General features: G+C 40.0%; 16 protein-coding genes. 7 read left to right on the plus strand and 9 right to left on the minus strand.

Annotated elements, in window-relative coordinates; genetic code table 11:
- Position 1 precedes the first annotated feature (1 nt).
- Positions 2-493 (plus strand): hypothetical protein, encoded by a 492-nt coding sequence (locus tag AACZ87_RS05780; RefSeq protein WP_339865723.1) that lies wholly within the window; start codon positions 2-4, stop codon positions 491-493.
- A 36-nt stretch (positions 494-529) separates the two neighbouring features.
- The gene (locus AACZ87_RS05785) at positions 530-2,803 is read left to right on the plus strand and encodes a prolyl oligopeptidase family serine peptidase (RefSeq protein WP_339865724.1); all 2,274 of its coding nucleotides are present in this window, start codon (positions 530-532) and stop codon (positions 2,801-2,803) included.
- A 142-nt stretch (positions 2,804-2,945) separates the two neighbouring features.
- On the opposite strand, the gene AACZ87_RS05790 is transcribed toward AACZ87_RS05785, so the two are convergent.
- The 3 genes from AACZ87_RS05790 to AACZ87_RS05800 form a co-directional block, all read right to left on the minus strand.
- On the minus strand, positions 2,946-5,054 hold the full coding sequence (locus AACZ87_RS05790) for a plastocyanin/azurin family copper-binding protein (RefSeq protein ID WP_339865726.1): 2,109 nt from the start codon (positions 5,052-5,054) through the stop codon (positions 2,946-2,948).
- Positions 5,055-5,069: 15 nt separating this feature from the next.
- The gene (locus AACZ87_RS05795; protein ID WP_339865727.1) at positions 5,070-6,947 is read right to left on the minus strand and encodes a family 16 glycoside hydrolase; all 1,878 of its coding nucleotides are present in this window, start codon (positions 6,945-6,947) and stop codon (positions 5,070-5,072) included.
- 230 nt (positions 6,948-7,177) lie between these two features.
- Complete coding sequence (locus AACZ87_RS05800; protein WP_339865729.1) at positions 7,178-8,077, minus strand: DUF3078 domain-containing protein; 900 nt, start codon at positions 8,075-8,077, stop codon at positions 7,178-7,180.
- Positions 8,078-8,125: 48 nt separating this feature from the next.
- Between AACZ87_RS05800 and AACZ87_RS05805 the strand changes: the two genes are divergently transcribed.
- Both AACZ87_RS05805 and AACZ87_RS05810 read left to right on the plus strand, forming a co-directional pair.
- Positions 8,126-8,401: a DUF202 domain-containing protein gene (locus AACZ87_RS05805; protein ID WP_339865731.1), complete on the plus strand. Its 276-nt coding sequence runs from the start codon at positions 8,126-8,128 to the stop codon at positions 8,399-8,401.
- Positions 8,402-8,404: 3 nt separating this feature from the next.
- Positions 8,405-10,186, plus strand: a complete 1,782-nt coding sequence (locus AACZ87_RS05810) for an SLC13 family permease (RefSeq protein WP_339865733.1) — start codon at positions 8,405-8,407, stop codon at positions 10,184-10,186.
- Between the two features lie 128 nt (positions 10,187-10,314).
- Here the strand turns inward: AACZ87_RS05810 and ppk1 are convergent, their stop codons facing one another.
- The 5 genes from ppk1 to AACZ87_RS05835 all read right to left on the minus strand — a co-directional run bounded on the left by ppk1 (position 10,315) and on the right by AACZ87_RS05835 (position 16,820).
- A complete protein-coding gene (ppk1, locus tag AACZ87_RS05815; protein WP_339865735.1) occupies positions 10,315-12,438 on the minus strand; it encodes a polyphosphate kinase 1 in 2,124 nt (707 codons plus the stop codon).
- A 108-nt stretch (positions 12,439-12,546) separates the two neighbouring features.
- Positions 12,547-14,505, minus strand: a complete 1,959-nt coding sequence (gene gyrB / locus AACZ87_RS05820; protein ID WP_339865737.1) for a DNA topoisomerase (ATP-hydrolyzing) subunit B — start codon at positions 14,503-14,505, stop codon at positions 12,547-12,549.
- 168 nt (positions 14,506-14,673) lie between these two features.
- Positions 14,674-15,045 carry a CoA-binding protein gene (locus tag AACZ87_RS05825; RefSeq protein WP_339865845.1) on the minus strand — a complete coding sequence of 124 codons (372 nt, stop codon included), beginning with the start codon at positions 15,043-15,045 and terminating at the stop codon, positions 14,674-14,676.
- A 1-nt stretch (position 15,046) separates the two neighbouring features.
- Positions 15,047-16,006 carry a GNAT family N-acetyltransferase gene (locus AACZ87_RS05830; RefSeq protein WP_339865739.1) on the minus strand — a complete coding sequence of 320 codons (960 nt, stop codon included), beginning with the start codon at positions 16,004-16,006 and terminating at the stop codon, positions 15,047-15,049.
- Positions 15,999-16,820 carry a 1-acyl-sn-glycerol-3-phosphate acyltransferase gene (locus AACZ87_RS05835; RefSeq protein WP_339865741.1) on the minus strand — a complete coding sequence of 274 codons (822 nt, stop codon included), beginning with the start codon at positions 16,818-16,820 and terminating at the stop codon, positions 15,999-16,001. The genes AACZ87_RS05830 and AACZ87_RS05835 overlap by 8 nt, the downstream gene beginning before the upstream one ends.
- A gap of 331 nt (positions 16,821-17,151) precedes the next feature.
- Here AACZ87_RS05835 and AACZ87_RS05840 point away from each other — a divergent pair, with 331 nt between their 5' ends.
- The 3 genes from AACZ87_RS05840 (at position 17,152) to msrB (ending at position 19,741) form a co-directional block, all read left to right on the plus strand.
- Positions 17,152-18,048, plus strand: coding sequence for a class I SAM-dependent methyltransferase (locus AACZ87_RS05840; RefSeq protein WP_339865743.1), 897 nt, complete (start codon positions 17,152-17,154; stop codon positions 18,046-18,048).
- 13 nt (positions 18,049-18,061) lie between these two features.
- Positions 18,062-19,252 (plus strand): aspartate aminotransferase family protein, encoded by a 1,191-nt coding sequence (locus AACZ87_RS05845; RefSeq protein ID WP_339865745.1) that lies wholly within the window; start codon positions 18,062-18,064, stop codon positions 19,250-19,252.
- Between the two features lie 69 nt (positions 19,253-19,321).
- Entirely contained in the window at positions 19,322-19,741 is a 420-nt protein-coding gene (gene msrB, locus AACZ87_RS05850) for a peptide-methionine (R)-S-oxide reductase MsrB (RefSeq protein WP_339865747.1), read from the plus strand.
- A gap of 145 nt (positions 19,742-19,886) precedes the next feature.
- Here the strand turns inward: msrB and AACZ87_RS05855 are convergent, their stop codons facing one another.
- On the minus strand, positions 19,887-21,035 hold the full coding sequence (locus AACZ87_RS05855; RefSeq protein WP_339865748.1) for a DUF4221 family protein: 1,149 nt from the start codon (positions 21,033-21,035) through the stop codon (positions 19,887-19,889).
- Between the last annotated feature and the right edge of the window lie 77 nt (positions 21,036-21,112).

A 21,112-nucleotide genomic window follows, 5' to 3' on the forward strand; every position in this document is an offset into this window, starting at 1 on the left:
AATGGGAGATTTCAATCTAATCCAAGCCTTAGCATTTTGTGTCGCCGCTTTTGCAGCTTGGCTGGGCTACAAAAAATATATCCTTGATAAGAAAAAGGACGAAAATGCTAACAAAATCGGCATACTCGTAAATCTGAAAATAAGAGATTATTACGATGACTTTGTTTTGGGAGATAAACCTCTTTTAGGCAAAAAATTACAGTTCTCTTTTGTAAATACCGAGACTAAAAGTATCTATTTTCATAAAGTAAAAGTCGATTTTTACAAAAATCTTAAATCCTTGAATGAAAGCTGGGAGCATGAATTCAAGTCTACTGTTCGATTGATTGAAATTAAAACGGGCAAGGAATTGCCGGAACAATGGGCTCTCACTTTCGAAAATAACCAACACTACATCGATCTTTTCTTGAGCAATTCCATAAAGATTTACGTGACCATTTCGACCGGTCAAGTAATACACTCAAAGATTTTTAAGCCTGAAATTATTCCTTAGACTTCATTTTTGCATTTTGTAGTTCTAAACTACCACATGATGAAACAAAGGATTTATAAAGCCTCAGTCTTACTGTTCACTGTCTTTGCACTTACTAATTCCAGTTATGCCCAAATCACAGAAGACACCTACCACAAAGCCGAATATTTCCTGAGTGGAAACATTCAAAAAAAAGTTTATCACTTAGATGTGATTCCAAATTGGCTGGATGATAAAAAGAGTTTTTGGCATCAAACCTATACGAAGGAGGGGAAACGTTTTTTTATAACGAACATAGAAAAAGGGGAAACCAAAGTAGCCTTTGACCATGCAGCGCTGGCTAAACTTCTCTCCGAGAGTAGTGGTGATTTTATCGATAGCAGCAACCTTCCTTTTAGTCGAATTCAGCTCAAAGAAGATAGGTCTATTTCTTTCGAATGGAAGAATAAAAACTGGACCTATATCGATGGGGATTTGGAGTCAAAGAAAGTTGCCCAGGATTCTAGGGACAGATCAGTGTCGATTTCTCCAGATGGGAATTGGAAGGCATATGTGAAAAACTTCAATCTTTTCGTAGAAAATCTAGAAACTGGAGAGGAATCCCAATTGAGCTATGATGGAAAAAAAGACTATGAATACGCTTCATTCTGGGGCTGGTCAGATATGGTTTTGGGCGAAAACGGAACACGGCCAGAGCACTTAAGTATCAATTGGTCTCCTGATTCGAAGAAGATCCAAACCCAGATAGTAGATTTGAGATTGGCAGAAAAGATGCTGCTTCTAGACAATAGTCAGGATGATAAATTTCGTCCTCAGCTCATGGGATATTACAGAGCGTCGCCAGGGGACACTACTGTAGTGATGTATACGCCGGTTTTAATTGATATTGAAAGCCAAGAAGCCACAAAATTCCCAGGGCTTTCACTCCCTCATTTTATGGGGATGTATTTCAATTGGGATGCCGATAGTAAGCACATGTTCGGAACTTACTTGGAAAGAGGTTTCAAAAGCTTTGACCTACTTGAGATCAATACGGACTCCAAAGAAATCCGGAAAGTCTATTCCGAATCTTCGCCCACTCACATCAATAACAATAATATTTTCAGAAGACTGGATAATGGGCAATTTATCCTTGGAACAGAGAAATCAGGCTGGAATCAGCTGTATCTGATGGATTGGGCATCTGGAAAATTGGTTAATCGAATTACTAATGGAGATTATGTAGTCAAGAATCTACTCAAAGTCGATGAGGAAAATAGCATTATTTATTTTGAAGCAGCGGGGAAGGAAAAGGATGTAAATCCGTATTATTCCTTTGTTTACAAAGTGAATTTTGATGGAACTGGACTGGAATTATTGACTCCGGAAAAAGCTTTTCACGACATCAGTTATGGTCGAGGGGAAGATTATTTTGTGGACAATTATTCAACTGTTGATCAACCAACAACTTCAGTAGTAAGAGAATTAAAGACAGGTAGAATCGTCCATGAAATTTCTAAAGCTGATATTTCCAATCTGTTGAAGAAAGGCTACCAAAGCCCTAAAAAGTTCACTGCAACAGCTAAGGATGGCAAAACCACGATCTATGGCATTTATTATCTACCCACAGATTTTAATTCCAAAAAGAAACACCCAATCATTGACTATACTTATTCTGGTCCTCACATAGATATTACTCCAAAGACATTTCGGGCTGGCCTCGTTGGTTTACAACAGCCAATGTCCGAATTGGGATTTGTAGTTGTGACGGTTGACGGCCTAGGCACAAGCGGAAGAGGCAAAGCATTCAATGACGTATCTTACAATAACCTAGGCGATGGAACTACAGATCATGTACTTGCCATCAAAGAATTGGCATCTAAAAACAAGTTCATGGATGTGGAAAAAGTAGGGATATTTGGACATTCTGCAGGTGGATATGATGCCGGCAGAGCAATGCTTTTACATCCGGATTTCTATAAAGTTGGAGTAGCTTCCGCTGGGGATCATGATCATCGTATGGAAAAAGCCTGGTGGCCTGAGATGTATATGGGCTATCCTATTGGCGATTTCTATCATGAGCAATCCAACATCACCAATGCATCCAAACTCAAAGGTCATCTTCTTTTAGCCCATGGAGGGATAGATGAAAACGTAAACCCTTCGGCAACTTTCAAATTCGCTGAAGCGCTAATCAAAGCAGGTAAAGACTTTGACTTATTTATCTGGCCAAGCAGAAACCACAGCTTTGGAAGAACCGACGGCGATTATTTTACCAAAAAGCGCTGGGATTATTTCATTGAGCATCTATTGGGCGAAGAACCGATTAGGCATTATCAGATTCAGAAGTGAGAGGAATTTGAGGTTTGAAATTTGAAATCAAAAAAAGCGCAGACCTCACAATCTGCGCTTTTTTTATTGAAAGGCTGAAGCAACCTAGGATTAGTTTATCTACAAAAATCAGGATACTTCGATCTTCTGTCTTCCAGCCAAATCACTTCACCACCTTGAGCGTTCCTTGCATGGTATAGAAATGTCCAGGAACAGTACACACATAAGTATATTCGCCAGGCTCGGTTGGAGCGATGAAATATATCGTAGCCGATTCACTTGGCTGAAGCAATTTTGTATTAACCAGTACCTTACTTGTATTCGGGATGTAGTCTTTTTGCTGACCTTCCAGTCCAAGCTTCATCGCTGCTTCACCTACTTCTATGGCAGTTCCAGGCATCACGATCACAAAATTGTGTAGCATATCATCCACATTTTGGAAAACTAGCTTCACCTTGCTTCCAGCTTTCACTTGAACTTGGGCTGGGTCAAACTTCAGACCTGGCTTAGTTCCCATATTTATCGTAACATCAGCTTTTCCATCCCATGCTGCTGGCATAGTTGTGGTATTTTTTGCCAATTTTGGAGCGGTTGGAGTAGTTGCAGCCGCCTGCTTTTTCGCTTCGGCAGCTTTGGCTTTTGCTTCTGCATCTGCCTGAGCTTTTGCTGCACTATCTGCCACAGCTTTCATCAACATCTCATGCTCATGACGCGCTGCCAAAAAGGGAGATTGATCTATTTTTTCCCCTGCACCAAAATTGTTCAGCGTGTAATATCCTACATTATGCAAAAGAGGTTTTCCTTCAGTAGACTTCACTCCTTCAGCTTTGATCTCATGGATGTAGCCTAAGCGTAGATTATCGACCAGCAATCTAGCCTTCATTCCATCCTCAGAAACTACCACACCAATAATATCACAAGGCTCATTATTGATCACTGGACTACCGTATTGCGCTTGATATTTATAGGTGAAACCAGTTACTTGATAGTTTGCCGGGTCTTTTGCCAGCTCCTTATCTACCGGCTCCGTGAACTCAATCTCAAAACCATCAGGTTTTGATTTGATCGTCTTCATTTCGAAAGGCATTCTACCAGTCCACACCAATCGCTGTAAACTAAATAACTCTTTGCCAGTGGAAGACCAACCACGGCTTGTCATACCTACAAACATGGAAGCATCATTTCCCCAGACCATTCTCAGAATTCCTGAGGAAAAACCTTCCCTAAATGGAAATACTACCCCTTGGTAAACACCATTAATTTTCTCAAAATCAACACGAGCTATATTACTCTGCCCTTGATCTCCAACAAATACCTGATTGGCAAATGGCCCGAATTTTCCTTCTGTATTATCATTTAAGAATCCTGAAGTAGAAATCCCCAAAATCCCATGAGGCAACCAAATCGCCGGCGCTTTCAGTCCTGATACTCGCTGTGCTACGTCATACATTGGTTCACCTGTATTTGGAATATCCTCCTTCTTCAGTGTCACCGGAGAACCTGACAAGTCAGACCATTCTAAACTTTCCGCATTTCCCAAGAAATCTCCTTTTTCGACATGAGAAATTCTGCCTGAACCAACCCAGTCACCTTGGTTTTCGGTATAGAAGAAATCACCCTCAGCATTCATTCCGTATCCAGCTGGAGACCGCATTCCCGCAGCAAAAGGGATCATTTCACCATCAGGTGTGATTTCCAACGCCCAACCTCTCCAAGGAACCAAACTAACTCCATGTCCAAGGCTATTACTCCAGCCTACATTGAGCGTCACCAGCATATTGCCATTAGGAAGAAAAGTAGGTCCATAAGAGTACTCGTGGTAATTCCCAGAAAGAGGCCAGGAGTATATTTTGTCATACACATCTGCCTGACCATCTCCATCGGTGTCACTCAGCCTAGTCAATTCACTTCTCTGCGTCACATAGATATCGCCATCCTTATATGCTAATCCCAAGGGTTCGTGTAATCCAGAAGCAAATTTCTTATATACGGGCTTTTCACTTCCGGAAATACTCGGACTGGAAACTATCCACACTTCACCTCTTCGCGTACAAATAGCCAAGCTCCCATCCGGTAACGTAGCCATTCCGCCCACTTCCAAAATCACATCTTCAGGAACTGGAAGCGAGATCATTTTATAAAAATCATCCTCAGTTTCTGGCACCATCATCAAGGCTTTATCCTGCGCTTTTAATTCAACTTGTCCGATAACTAGGCAAGCTAAGGCAAAAGCAAATCCTTTAGTATTTTTAAAATTCATTAGATTTTTCATGCTGCTTCCTATTTATTACCAAACAATTGAATAAGTAACCACTCCAGATTTGCCTATCAATTTGATAGGTAAAATCAATTCTTGTAAACCATCAGCAGAATCTCTGATAATCGGTGATTGCTTACCCGTTAATTCTATATAATAGGATTTATCGTCAATAGCATAAAGTCCATTTGGCAACTTCTCAATAGTAGTCCCTTGAGCGATCAAGCTATAAATTTCCAGATCTTCATTCTCGACAACTACTTTTAGGGTATGTGCTAATTTCTTACCAGACTCCTTGGTATCAAAAGTCTCTTGTATACTTACGCCTGGAATCCGGTAGCTAATTATAGGAGCACCATTGGTCTTCAGTTTATAACCTTCGTAGCTAAATCCATCGATTCCACTAGGCCAAGCTTCATCCTTTGAATCCAGCACTGCTAAGCTTGGCTTTCCTGCCAACTCAATCACATTTCCCATTGGCAACATCAGTTGAGTTTCTCCACGGCCATACCACATCGGAGTAGTTTCTACAAAATCCCCTCTCCACACACTCAATAATTCACCTTTACTTAAATCAATGGCATAATTTGCACCACCAGGTTCACCGACTGCTACTGTGTGGGTGCGCTTTTCCCCATCGTACATGATAAATCCGCGTTGCATTTCAGCCCTGTCATTTACTTTCACTGCTATCTGTCCCACAGGATCATCAGCTCTTAAGGGAACATTTAATGCTGTTTTTGCTACTCCATTTCCTTCGACAGTCAGTGTGATGTCATTACTTGGGGCATACCAGTGACCGTATTTTTTGAAGTAGTTCAGTTTGATTTTATGAGTTCCAGCTGTCAATTCTGTGGATCCGTTCGCTTTTCCTGTTACACCATCCACATAGACCACTTCCTTATCATCTATAAAAAGCTTACCTGCACCATTAATGTTGCCTGGCGGGGTATCATCAGGAACCCATGCTAAATTTAGGTGGAAGAAATATTCCCCATCACTTGGAATCTCTAAGGACCCTTCGACAGTTCCTGAAAACTCATTCCTTGTAGCTGGTGCCAAATGAGCCAATACATCGATAGGCATTTCTCCCTTTGGCTTTGCTTTCGCAAAATCGTTGATGGATCTGATGCTATCATAATAAGTGAGCTTCATATCCTTCAAAGTCACCTTTCCTGATCCATAAGTTTTGTACTTGATGTTTCGAATAGCTACTCCACCATGATCTCCTTGAATCACTAGAGGGCCTAAGGCTTGCTCATCTTCAAAAAAAGCGGCCTGGGTTGGACCTGTTACTTCAATATTCTTTTGAACCAAAACATCGTTTTGGTAAACGGAAACAAATTTGGCGTTAGCCACCTTTTTCCCATTAGAATCAAAGCGGGGAGCTTGAAAGACAATTCGAAGAGATTGCCAAAGGCCCGGTGCTCTGCTGACATTTACAAGAGGTGGATGCCCTTCAAAACCTTCTCTACCTGCTCCCCTACCAGCATCCCATCGTTGATAGATTGCTCCGGCGTCGGAGTATTTAGGATCTTTCTCTGCCCAAGAATCAAATAATTGGACTTCATACCTACCTTGAAGATAAACACCTGAATTACTTCCCTTTGGCATCATAAAATCAAGTGAGAGTTCAATATCCCCATGCTCAAAGGAAGTTTTTAACGCTTCGTTATCACCTTTTTGCAAAGTATTCAATAGTACGCCTACACCACTTGTGGTTTTAGATTTACCTCCATCTAGGTCATAATAGATATCTCCGACGATCTGCCAGTTGTTACCTGTTGTTTGAAATTCACTTAAACTTTGAAGAGGTAGCACCTCAAATGGAATTGGGCTGTCCTGTGCTACAGATGTTATCGCCTTGATAAACAGGCAACAACAAATCAGAATTAATTTTTTATTCATTTTAGGTTAAATAGGTATTGAATACCAAAGGTAACCTCCTGAGCATTTTAAAAAAATAGGATTATTTCAAGTAAAAATTTATTGGTATAGTATATATACAATAAAAAAGCAGGAGAAAATCTCCTGCCCTTTATTTGAAAACTAAACCAACTATTATTTAACTACCACAATGAATTCAAAAATAATACATTTATAATAGAATCAAAATTCCAAATAAAAATTTGTTAAGATTATTTCTTCTCTGGGAAGTTACCTCGTTTAAATGCAATTCCTAATGCTAAACCTTGGGAAAATTGAATTTTACTATCTTGGTCCAAATCATAGATCATTAAACTTGTTAAACTAACGTTTACTAGATTGGAAACTTTGGCAGTAAGGCCGAAGTCCAAGCGGTGATCAATCGCATCAAAGGCGAAAGTTTCATAGTTCGCATACATTTGATATCTAACCATTAAGGATAGATTCTCAGAAAGCTTCTTATTGTAATCCGCCAACACACTAAAAGCCAGCCACTCTGTACGTACTGTTTCGCCTATTTCCACCCCATAGTTGTTGGGTACATTTAGATAAAGATCTGTGTCAGTCACAAAAGTCCATCTTGGTGAAAAGGGTGAAATACGTAAGCTAAACTCGTCATTCGGCTTGTATTCCACGCCCAATGAGGTGGTGAGGTATGCAGGGTTTGCAAACTTGGAAATCAATATTTTCTCAGAATCTTCTGGAAACTCATACCCAGGAGCAAACTGAGAAAGAAAATTAACAGCGAAGAAATAATTCCATTTGTCGCTAATCTTATAACCTACTTTTGAATCAAGGAAAATACGGTCATTTGATTTACGCCCTTCTTCATCCTTATTTTTCACCACACCATAGATGAAATCCATTGTATTGTCCCACGACCATTTGTCTCTGGCATAATTTGCGCGACCATTAAGGTAGACACCCAGAGCAACCGAATTGACTCCACCGCCTTGCCAGTTACCACTAAATGCTGCTTGATTTAGATTTAATCCGCCTTGAAGTTCTTTAAGCCAGTAGCTCGTATCTTTAGGTGTCAATGTCAGATCTTCCTGAGCAAATAATTGCCCAGAAAATAAAATAAAGAGGAAAAGTGTAGAGATTCTTTTCATAATTAATAGATGTTGAATTATTTCAATATAAATAAATACAATGCAAATATGGAAAATGACTTGGAAAGAGAATTAATAATTCGTGATTATTTGGCCAGACAACGTACAACACTCGCAAATAACAGGACTTTGCTCTCTTTTATTCGCACATCACTATACTTTTTGGTTTCAGGTACAGCGCTGTTTGAAGTGAAGGAATTAGACCATGTACGGGACTTGGGCTACTTGGCATTTGGATTGAGTTTCGTTTTTATTATCGTCGGGTTTATGAGCTACTTTCGTATCCGTCAAAAACTCAAAAAAGGAAACTATCTAAAAATGTAATTCATGACTTTCGAAATCGGTCTCGTTTTTGCAATAATTGGGTTTGCCATTATATTATTTTTTACTGAAAAATTCACCATTGACACCGTTTCTATTGGCGTAATGGTCGCCTTTCTTTTGACTGGAATTCTGAACGTAGAAGAAGGTCTTTCTGGGTTTTCAAATCCAGCAACTATCACCGTCGCTGCAATGTTCGTGGTTTCAGCAGCGATTTTCAATACCGGCCTACTTGATAGTTTTACTCAAAAGCTAAGTTCCCAAGCTGGCAAAAGTCAAACTCACCTCCTATTCACTTTAATGCTATCTGCCGGTTTTCTTTCGGCATTTATCAGTGACACCGCAGTGGTTGCTCTGCTTATGCCAGCTGTGATCAAACTTCACAAGACAGACAATATCCCTCCATCTAAGCTTTTAATGCCGCTTTCATTTGGCGCATTGATGGGCGGCATCTGTACATTGTTAGGTACAAGCACCAATATTTTAGTAAGCGGGATAGCCGAGAAAGCAGGACTTCCTTCCTTTGGTGTTTTCGAAATGAGTCTGATGGGCCTGGTGTTTTTTGCCACAGGATTAATTTATATGCTGACTATAGGGAGATGGCTTACACCTAATCGTAAACCAAAATCAGAACTGGGCGACAGTATTCAGCTTGGCAATTATCTTTCTGAATTAATTATACTACCTGATTTTGAGCAATTAAATGAGCCCCTATTAAAACAGACCCTTTTTGAAAAGCTTCCTATCAAACCCTTGCAAATTATCCGTTCCGATGGAAGAAAAGTTAGGGTTTATCCAAACACATCAATTCAAGAAGGTGATATTATACGCATCAATTGCGATAAAGAGACCCTAGAAAAAATAAAAAACAGGAAGGGAATTGAGATAAAAGCTGACTTGAAATGGAATGAGGAAAACATTCTCGATGAGGAAGAAAGACTTTATGAAGCTATGGTCACCCCTAATTCATTTCTGATAGGAAAAAGCATTAAAGGACTGAATTTCAAAAGACTATACAACCAAGTACTGGTCATTGGGATAAGACATAGGTCTGATATGCTCAACGCACTCCTTTCCAAAACAGCCTTACGCGCTGGTGATATCTTGCTACTAAGAGCAACAGAGGAATCAATTCAAAGCATAGAAACAAGTGATGATCTGCTTTTACTTTCAGAATCAAAAAGCCACCCATTCAATACGCTAAAAACTGTGTTGACGTTAGTGATACTTGCTCTGATCATAGGTTTGGCTTCTTTTGAGGTATTTCCAATCGTTGTCACGGCAGTCGCAGGGGCGATTGCTTTAATCATGGTAGGATCACTTAGCACAGAGCAAGCTTACAAAGCCATAGATTGGAAGGTAATTCTTATGCTAGCTGGGGTTTTGTCCATGGGACTAGCTCTCGAAAAAACTGGCGGATCTCAACTTATCGGCACCTCAATAGTGGAAAGCGTAGGCCAATTTGGCCCAAGAGCAGTTATGAGTGCTTTATTTGCCTTGACTTTTATCATGACTAATGTGATGTCAAATAATGCGACCGCGGCTTTGCTTGCGCCAATTGCGATCAGTATAGCTGCAGCCTTGAATGTAGATGCTAGGCCTATGCTCATGGCCGTGACATTCGCTGCCAGCCTAAGTTTCATGACACCTATGGGTTACCAAACAAATACCATGATCTATACGCCTGGGAATTATAGATTCAGTGATTACATCAAAGTGGGCACTCCACTCAATCTACTACTTTGGGTAGTAGCCACATTTGGAATCCCTTATTTCTTCCCTTTTTGAAAGATAGTACTACTAATGATACGAGTACCCAAGAAAGAATTGTAATTTCTCCCATTGAGTTTAAAGCAAAAAAGCATCGAGTCTTAACTCAATGCTTTTTCCTTTTTATCAAAACAGAAACTTAAAACTTAATCAACAAGCTTCACTTGAACCACATTTTCCGCATCCAAATTAAAAAATTCACGGTGCACATTAAATTCAGGTTCGTCCCCTACTGGATGCTTTGCCAAATAAGTACCATCCTCTTGCATCACATAAGCGTTGACATTATCCTTGAGGTTATAAGCAAGAATATTCATCAACTGCTTTTCGAGCAAAGGTGACTCCACTTTGAATAGCGCTTCCAATCTTTTATCAAAACTACGAACCATCATATCCGCACTTCCAGCGTAAGTCTTGGTATCTCCATTATTGTGGAAATAATAAATTCTGGAGTGCTCCAAGAAATCCCCAACTATAGAAAGTACCTCGATATTTTCGCTCAAGCCAATTCTCCCTGGCCTGATACAACAAATACCCCGAACAATCAGTTTGATGGTAACACCAGATTGCGATGCACGATACAAAGCATATATCATCTCCGAATCCTCCAGAGAGTTCACTTTGATAAATACACCACTTGGTAGACCGTTCCTCGCATTCTCGGCCTCTTTCTCAATATACTCTATCAATTGATTCCTCATATCACGAGGAGCTGTAATTAGATTTTGATATTGGGAAGGCATGGAATGCCCGGTGATTACATTGAAAAACTCTGAAACATCATTCGCCAGCGTCTCATTAGTAGTCATCAATCCAATATCTGTGTAAAGCCTCGCAGTATCCTCGTTATAATTCCCAGAACCTAAATGAACATAACGAGTGATTTCACCTCCATCTCGCTTTACGATAAGTAGTAATTTGGTGTGTGTTTTCAAATGAGAAATCCCATATATCACAAAGCAACCTGCCTTTTGAAGTTTCTTAGCCTCACGGATATTATTCTCCTCATCAAATCTAGCTTTGACCTCAAAAAGCACCGAAACGTGCTTCCCATTTTCAGCAGCTTTTAGCAATGCTTTGGTTATTCTACTTTCTTTGGCAAGACGATAAATGGTCATCTTGATCGCCATCACATCCGGATCTTCAGATGCTTTTTCTATCAAATCTAAAATAGAATCGATGTTGTTATAGGGATGATGAAGAAGAATATCTTTCTCTTTCAGTACATCGAAGATGTCTGCAACTCCTTCATCCTGATAAGAGAGTGGCTTTACCGGATCAGGAATTTGCGGTAAACGCTCACGGAATTTTTTGTTTCCTACAATCTGCCAAAGCCCAGTAAAATCTATGAGGCTCTCTCTTTTTATCAGAAATACAGAATCCATTTTCAAATTCCATCTCTCCAAAAGTGAATTCATCATCCACTTACTGTAGCCTTCCTCGATTTCTATCTTTACTACCCTTCCGCTCTTTCTTTCCATCAATTTCCGCTTTACCTCCTCCAGGAAGTTAGCGTCCATGTCTTCACTTTCTTCCAAAGTAAAATCTCCATTTCGAGTGATTCGGAAAAGACTGATTCCTTCGATTTCCACATTTCTGAAAAGGGAAATGATATTCTCCCGGATCACTTCCTCTATTGGGATCAGCAGTAAAGAATCCTCTCGCTCGATTTCGAAGAACCTTGGAATATTTGCTGGGATCTGCACAAAACTCATTTTGCGCATATCCTGTCTGTCGCCAGGACTGGTAGTCACTACACCAAAAACCAACAGTTTATTCATCAAAATCGGAAAAGTACGATAGCCATCATACACCATTGGCGTAAGCATTGGGTAGATCGCCTTTACAAAGTAATCGTGAACTTTCTCCTGTTCTCTTTCGGTAAGCTTCGAAATATTGCATAGAACCACTCCTTGCTCTTGCAACTCCGGCATAATCACCTGAGTAAAATGCTCATGCTGGTCTGTGTGAAAGGAATGACTTTCTTTCATCAACTTGGCCTTAAATGGCTCTTCGCGTAAGCCAGAATAATCAACTCGTTCTTTATCGTAATCAAGATAATTGTAAAGCGAACCTACGCGAATCATAAAAAATTCATCCAAATTAGACGCAGTGATTGCAAGAAATTTAAGTTTCTCAAACACACTACGATGCGTCTTTCTAGACTGGTCCAGAACACGCTCATTGAATTTTAACCAACTCAAATCCCGGCTTACCAGGTCACTTTGTTGTATTATCGAATCGTATTTTTCTACAACTTCCAATTTCATCGCATTCAAAGTTAATATTAAGAAAGCAAGTTAAGTTATGCTCGCTAATTTTGGGTTTATCAATTTGTTAATAATTAAAAAAAGGGGCTGAAAAGCCCCTTTGAATGATCAGGTATCGATTTTCGCATATTTAGCGTTTTTCTCGATAAACTCTCTTCGAGGAGCGACTTCATCTCCCATGAGCACACTGAAGAGGTGATCTGCTTCAGCGGCTGATTCAATATTAACCTGCTTAATAGTTCGGACATTTGGATCCATGGTAGTAGTCCAAAGCTGCTCAGGGTTCATTTCCCCAAGACCTTTGTATCGCTGAATAGCAACACTGTCTTCCTTACCATCTTTGGCCATTTCAGCGGTAAGAACCTTGCGCTCTTCCTCCGTCCAGCAGTATCTTTCATCTTTTCCTCTCTTCAATAAATATAAAGGAGGTAAGGCAATATATACATATCCGTATTCAATCAGTGTTCTCATATACCTGAAGAACAATGTCAAAATCAAGGTACGAATGTGAGATCCATCAATGTCAGCATCCGTCATAATGATGATTTTGTGATATCTCAAACTAGACAAGTCTAACTCCTTGTCATCGTTGACAGTTCCTATCTTAACACCAAGAGCTGTTAGGATGTTTTTGATTTCTTCATTATCGTAGATTTTATGCTCGTGGGCCTTTTCTACGTTTAGAATCTTTCCCTTTAAAGGTAAAATCGCCTGAAAATCTCGATCTCTACCCTGTTTAGCAGATCCACCTGCTGAGTCCCCTTCCACTAGATACAACTCACATACGGTTGGGTCGCTATTCGCGCAATCTGCAAGTTTGCCCGGTAATCCACCCCCACCAAGCACGTTTTTTCTCTGCACCATCTCACGCGCTTTTCTAGCTGCGTGTCTAGCTTGTGCAGCGAGAATCACCTTACCAACAATTATTTTAGCTTCCTTAGGATGCTCTTCTAGCCAAATCTGCAATGCTTCAGACACCGCACTGTCTACTGCACCAACGACATCAGAGTTACCTAATTTAGTTTTTGTCTGCCCTTCAAATTGGGGTTCAGCTACTTTTACAGAAATAACAGCAGTAAGTCCTTCACGGAAATCATCACCTGAAACTTCCATTTTAAGCTTGTCTAACATGCCGGATTTATCAGCATAAGATTTCAACGTTCTGGTCAAAGCTCTTCTGAAACCAGAAACGTGGCTACCACCTTCGTAGGTGTTAATTGTATTTACATAGGAAACCACATTCTCAGTGTAAGAACTATTGTAATTCATAGCCACCTGAACAGGAACCCCATTCTTTTCAGTATCTATAGAAATCGGAGTGTCAATGATTTTCTCACGACTTACATCGAGGTATTGCACGAACTCTACTAGTCCGCCTTCAGAGTAAAACTCATCAGATTTCACAGAACCGTCATCTTCAGTCTCTCGCAAGTCAGTTAAGAAAATCCTGATTCCTGCATTCAAAAAGGACATTTCACGAAGTCTGTTCGCAATCGTCTCGTACTTATATTCTGTGATAGCAAAAATACTTGCATCGGGCTTGAAGTGGATGGTAGTCCCTCTTCGATCAGTAGTTCCAACTTGCTTTGCTGGATACTGAGGTACACCAATTTTAAATTCCTGCTCCGTAATTACTCCGTTGCGGTACACCGTAGCCTTCAAATCTTCCGAAAGTGCATTCACACAGGATACACCTACACCGTGCAAACCACCGGAAACTTTGTACGTATCCTTATCGAATTTACCTCCAGCGTGGAGCACAGTCAACACAACCTCCAAAGCAGATTTTTTCTCCTTGGCATGCATATCTGTCGGTATCCCACGACCATTATCTTCGACTGTAACTGAGTTATCTTCATTGATAGTAACCTTGATGGTATCGCAATGTCCCGCAAGTGCCTCATCGATAGAGTTATCTACAACTTCCCAAATTAGGTGATGGAGTCCTTTGACGCCAATATCACCGATGTACATAGCAGGTCTCTTACGAACCGCTTCAAGACCTTCTAATACCTGTATATTGCCGGCACCGTATTCGCCTAGATTATTCGCTTTTTCTTCACTCATATGTTTTGGAGAAAACCCTCAAAATGGGGCTAAAAAGGTGATTTTAAGTTCTTTTTAAGATTCGGCAAGTTAGGCAAAAAATGTGACTTTACACAGCTTTTCGCCGTACTCGTTAGCACAAAATACTAGGCTAAACTTATCACTTTAACAGACTGATTAGCAGGGATGTTAATACTGATTTGTACTCAACATCACCAAAGTACAGGCTTCTAAAACTTCAATCCCCTGAGCTTTTGCCTTTTGAAAAAATACAGGATTCTCAGTTCCTGGGTTAAAGATGATTCTTTTTGGATTTAAGCTGATCAAATAATCAATCCATTCCGATTGATTTGCTGTACCTACATATAGCGTAATGGTGTGAATATTGTCAAGATGCGGTTTTGCTCTCAAGTCAATGATTTGCTTTCCCAAAACTTCTCCGGATTTTATTCCTATAGGAACAAAAGGCACACCAGCTCCAACCAATCTACTCGCTGCAAAATAGGCATACCTCGAGCGATTAGTGGTCGCCCCTACTATCAGTGTCAGCTTTTCATTCATCTTATCTACTTCCAAAAGTTTTATCCCGTTCAAAGGTGTCCATGTGACGGTGTTTTTTAGTTTCGTAGATATCTGCTAGAGTAATCAAAATCCCAGTCTCCTCTACTTCACCAAATTCATCATTCATGGCAGTACCAAAAGTCATCATCGTTGGAGATAGATTCATATAGGTATTGATTAACGGAGGAATATTCTCTCCATAAGCCCTAATCCTGCCATTCAGCAACTTGTAGCCTTCTTTGTATTCGAGCCCTTCAAATGGATTTCCAGCTTTGGGAAGATCAGTTTCGTAACCCAACTTCAATTCATCTTTAGGCTTTACCAGTCCTTCTTTATCAGGAAAATAGTAATTCATGAACATCAGCAATAAGTCACGCGCTTCACGACTGAAATGAGGATACATGGTCACTTTCCCAAAGAGATACTTGACGTCCGGATTCATCAAAACCACAGCTCCAAGCCCATCCCACAGGTTGTCTAGGCTAAAAATCCCCTTTCTATTATCTAAGGCTGGCTGATATTTTGGCTGCACAAATGACCTGCCCAATTCAATAGTATAAGGAATATAATCACGTATAAATTGGTCGGTAAAATCAAATAAATGAGTTGTTGAGAGGTTCAGACTCCCATCTTCTTTAATGGAATTCTTACAGTTAATCAGACGATAACCTGCTACTATTTCTTCAAATTCAGGATTCCAGGTGATCAACTGCTCATAGCAATTCTGGCAGATGTCATTTTCATCCAAATCAAGTTCAAGACCTGTACCTCCGCCTGCTGCTCTAAAGGTCAATTCTCTCAACCTTCCAATCTCTCGAACCACGTTAGGGGAATTGTGGAAATTAACCAGGTATACTAAGTTATCCCCATTATTTGTATAGCGTAAAAATCGATCCGGAGTCAATTCTGCCTTCAAGAGTGCTTTATCAATCGCCGGAATTATTTCTTCTTCTTTATTCATTCTTGTTAGCTAGTTCGTAAACTTTATCCTTCAAATCCTCAGCCCATTGACTATCAGTTTTGGAAGAGTTCAAGCTCGTATATGAAATCTGCTCACCTATAGTGATCACCACTTTTTTTCCCTGTTGCTTATACAATTCATCCGCCAGATAGAACATTTCAATATTAGCTTTGATGCCTATCTTCTTCCTCCAATAAGCCAAATTGTAGAAAAATTTGGAATTTTCACCTCCTATAAAACAAGGTAATATATCTTTTTTGTATTTCTTCGCTTTAGTCACAAAGCTCTTTTTCCATTGCAAATCCCTAATTCCTGATTCATTCTTACGGGAAACTAGCCCGGCAGGAAAAATTAAAACAGCATAAGATTCTGAATACGCGCCTTCAATTGCGGCCAACGTGTCCACAGAATTTTTTCCATGTTTATTGATTGGAACGAACAGGGGATGAAAATTTTTAAGAGCCATCAAAAGATCATTGACAAGGAATCTCATGTCTGTTCTAACCTCACTAATACCCTTCATCAAAGCTATACCGTCAATTCCTCCCAAAGGATGATTGGCCGCAATAATAATCCCTCCTGTCTTCGGAATGTTCTCTACTCCTTTAATTTCTACATCAATATTTAGCTCACGGATCAATCCTTTCGCAAAATCTATCCCATGTAAATGATCAATTTTTTCCAGCACTTCATTCATCCATTGCTCGTGTGTAGCTCTCTTTATATACCTGAGCAAAAAGCCCGGCATCCACTTCAAAAGCGCAGGGTTTTTGGATTCAATAGATTTTTCTATGTCAATAAATTTCTTAGACATCTTAGAGCTCAGGTTGCTAATGGGGCGATGAAGTAATTGAGAACTTGTTCTCTCTAATTTTCGAAATAAAGCTAAAAGTACAAAAAATCAGGTTTAACCTTACGATAGGGAAAGCCTACTGCAATTAGAGTCCTGAAAACCAATCCACTTAATTTGAATCATGACCAATTAGGGCCATGGTTGAACAAACAATTAATCCAATTTAGCCTTGTTGAAAACTCAGCCCCTAGGAAACTTTCCCCCCGAACATCTTGAGATTTTGGCTAAAAGACTCAGTCTGGTCCAGCCTCCGATTAATTTCTTATTTTTGCTACCCTAATAAAGACACCCTATGAGCGAATCAATATTATCACTTTGTCCTGGCCCTTGGAAAGATTACGAACTAATTGACACTGGAGGATTTGAGAAATTAGAGCGATTTGGAGAATTTATCCTCAGCAGACCGGAGCCACAGGCAATCTGGGATAAAACCCTTCCTAAAAGTGAATGGAGAAATCTAGCTCATGCGCATTTTGCAAAAGAAAAAAGTAATCCTGAAAAAGGGAATTGGGAGCAATTGAAAAAAATGCCTCATAACTGGGCAATTGAATATGACAACCCTGAAGGCTTGAGCCTAAAGCTTAATCTAGCCCAAACTTCATTCAAGCATATCGGTCTCTTTCCTGAGCAAGCTGTAAACTGGGACTACCTCTACAAAACGATACAGCGTTCTCCAGTTTCGAAACCAAAAGTATTAAATCTTTTTGCCTATACAGGAGCTGCAAGTGTAGCTGCAAAAGCCGCAGGTGCTGATGTCACTCACTTGGATTCTGTAAAACAAGTAGTGACTTGGTCGAGACACAACATGGAATCTTCCGGCCAATCCGACATCCGCTGGATGGTAGATGATGCGATGAAATTCATCAAGCGTGAAGCTCGCCGAGGCAATAAATACAATGGAATTATCCTGGATCCTCCCGCTTACGGCCGAGGTCCGGACGGAGAAAAATGGGTTCTGGAAGAGCAAATCAATGAAATGCTCAAAGTATGTGCAGAGATCTTGGATCCAAAAGATCACTTCCTCTTGCTCAACATGTATTCCTTGAGTTTTTCATCCCTGATCGCTGCGAATCTGATCAATACTACGTTCAAGAATGTGCAGAATCCCGAACACGGGGAACTCTATCTTCAGGATAATCAAAACAAAAAACTACCGCTGGGAATCTTCTTTAGATTCTCAAGCTTTTAACTACACATTAGTAATGAATAACCGCCAACTTTTCCTCCAGCATCTAGCACAAACAACTGATTTCCCTTTGATGATCGAAGTGGAAAAGGCGGAAGGAATCTATCTTTTTGGACCCAAGGGAGAGAAATACATAGATCTCATTTCTGGGATCGGAGTGAGCAACGTCGGACACAGGCATCCAAAAGTACTGGAAGCAATTCAAAACCAGCTGGATAAATACCTGCACCTCATGGTGTACGGTGAGTATGTACAAAGTCCTCAGTCTTTATTGGCAAAAGCACTTTGTGATACGCTACCTGAGAAATTGGATAATGTTTATCTGGTGAATAGCGGAAGCGAAGCAATCGAAGGCGCATTGAAACTTGCAAAGCGATATACCGGAAAGCCAAAGTTGATTTCCTTTGTAAATGCCTACCACGGAAGTTCACATGGCTCCCTAAGTGTCGGAGGAAACGAGATTTTTAAGCAAGCCTACAGACCGTTACTTCCAGGGATTAGTCATATCAATTATGGGGATATTTCTGATTTGCAAAGTATTGATATAGAGACAGCAGCTGTTTTGATAGAAACCGTGCAGGGTGAAGCAGGAATCCGAGTTGCCGAGAAAAAATATTTTCAGGCTCTACGTAAGCGATGTGATGAAACAGGAACTTTATTGATACTCGATGAAGTACAGTGTGGTTTTGGAAGAACCGGTAAATTCTGGGCTTTCGAGCATGTTGGAATTATCCCAGATATCGTCGTTTGTGCCAAAGGAATGGGCGGAGGCATGCCAATCGGTGCCTTTATCGCTAATAAGGAAGTGATGGGAGTTTTCAAAAACAACCCTATCCTTGGACATATTACTACATTTGGAGGACATCCAGTGAGTTCTGCTGCTTCTCTAGCGACTATCGAGATTCTTTTGGAAGAAAAGCTCATAGAGCTTGTAGAAGAGAAAGCCAATTTGATCAAGTCCCTCCTGATACATCCAAAAATCAAAAGCATCAGAAATAAGGGATTGTTGATGGCGGTTGAGTTTGAGTCCTTTGATGTGTTGAAACCAATTATCGATACCGCCATTGAAATGGGGGTGATCACTGATTGGTTTTTATTTTGCGATGATGCTATGCGAATAGCACCACCTCTTACCATCACCGTGGAGCAGATTCATGAAGCATGTGAGGTGATTTTGAAGGCAATTGAAAAGGTTTTTCCTGATTAGAATTTCTACATTTTCATTATTCGAAACTTCTTATCAAATCAGAGAGTTTAACACACAAAGGAAAAGACCATGAAAAATCAAGACAAGAAAGTATATCCAGTACAGAAAACTGAAGAGCAATACCGTCAAGAACTTGATCCAGACTCCTACAGAGTTCTACGGGAAAAAGGAACTGAACGAGCATTCACGGGAGAATACTACCTAAATAAAGAAACAGGCGTTTACGAATGCAAGGCCTGTGGGAACGAGATTTTTCACTCCTCCAATAAATACGACAGCGGTTGCGGCTGGCCAAGTTTCACCAAACCGGTAAAACCGGAAGCTATCGACGTACACATGGACTATACCCATGGAATGATCCGTGAGGAGATCCTTTGCGCCAATTGCGGTTCGCACCTAGGACATAGATTTCCAGACGGCCCTTCAGACCAGGGAGGAATTAGATATTGTATTAATTCGGTGAGCTTGGATTTTGAGAAAGAGAAGTAATCAGCTGATTTAATTTTATGTGATTTTGCGCAATGATGCCAGTTGCCTTAGATTCTTTGCTTATCTGGTCGGAAGACCGATGACCGAAGACTCCCGTACTAACGGGACAGGCTGAAGTGACCTCAATTATAATTTTGAACAAATTCTACATCATCTCAATTTCCACTATAACAAAAGCCATTTCATCATCGATATTTTCAAAAATCCAGATGTTTCCATCTTTGGCAAAATGAACATTTGGAGTTTGGGTCAATTCTGGGATCTGAGCTTCTGCTGTTAAATTGAAGTCTTTGTCAAAGATGCTGAGATAAACCTCTGCTCCAGTGCTGACATAGCTATCATATTCATTGAGTTCTTCACTATAATTCTTCTTATCTGAAAACCTGAAATAGCGCTGGTTTTTTTCATCCCAGAATAACTTTCCATAAGAAATTTCCTCCCCTATTTTCCGTTCGACATCTTTTATACCTCCTGAGGTATATTCTACAGTCTTGGGCGGCACGTATTCCTTTTCATATCCCAACAGTGGAGTATCCCATTTTTTCACCTGAACACTATCACCTTTGAAATCAAACACGTGTACTTCGTTGAATGCGTTTGAACTTACCAAAAAGTTTCCATTCGCTAGTAATGGGTAAGCTCCTGTTCCATAACCACCCGCATCATTCCCATTATATAAAATTTTTATATACCGCTCAGTATTCTTAGCCCAATCAGGGAGTTCAATCTTTTGGTAGGTTCGATTTTTCACGTCAAGATCAAGTATGAATTCAGTGTTACTCTGCCAATGTGTGACTAAGGCTATATACCGTTCAGGATTGCTTTCATCCTGTTGCAGGGAACGAGCAAAATACTCGTTAACCCCGAGGTATTCTTCAGCTATTTTTTCCAACTCCAGATCTCTGACTAACTCACCATTCTGATCAAAAATTTTATAGAATTGATAGTTCCAAAAAAGTATCTGTTGATTTGGTAAAATTGAAAATTGAGGATAATTGCCAATTCCGTTTGGGCCTTCTTTTTCAAATTGGATCTTACTTTCCAATTGCAGATTATTTAAATCAACTTTCTCCGCTGAATTATTATTTCTATTGAAGTTAATCAGGTAGCTCTTGTCAACTGACAAATTTGAGGAATACAGCTGATCCTGTAAATAAAGAAACTCCTGCCCTGCATCTATCATCACAGTATCTAGTGATACTTTAATCTGATCTGAAACAGTCAATTTTTTATCTTCGGATGAAGAACAGGAACTCGCAAGTAATAAAAGTAAAATCCCAGTAAACAATCTCATAGCAATACATTTTGAAGTTCAATTAAAAATTTATTGTACTAAAAGGTAATTGATAACTTCCAAATATGTGGAACCAG

The sequence above is a fragment of the uncultured Algoriphagus sp. genome (assembly GCF_963974365.1).
Taxonomy (GTDB): Bacteria; Bacteroidota; Bacteroidia; order Cytophagales; family Cyclobacteriaceae; genus Algoriphagus.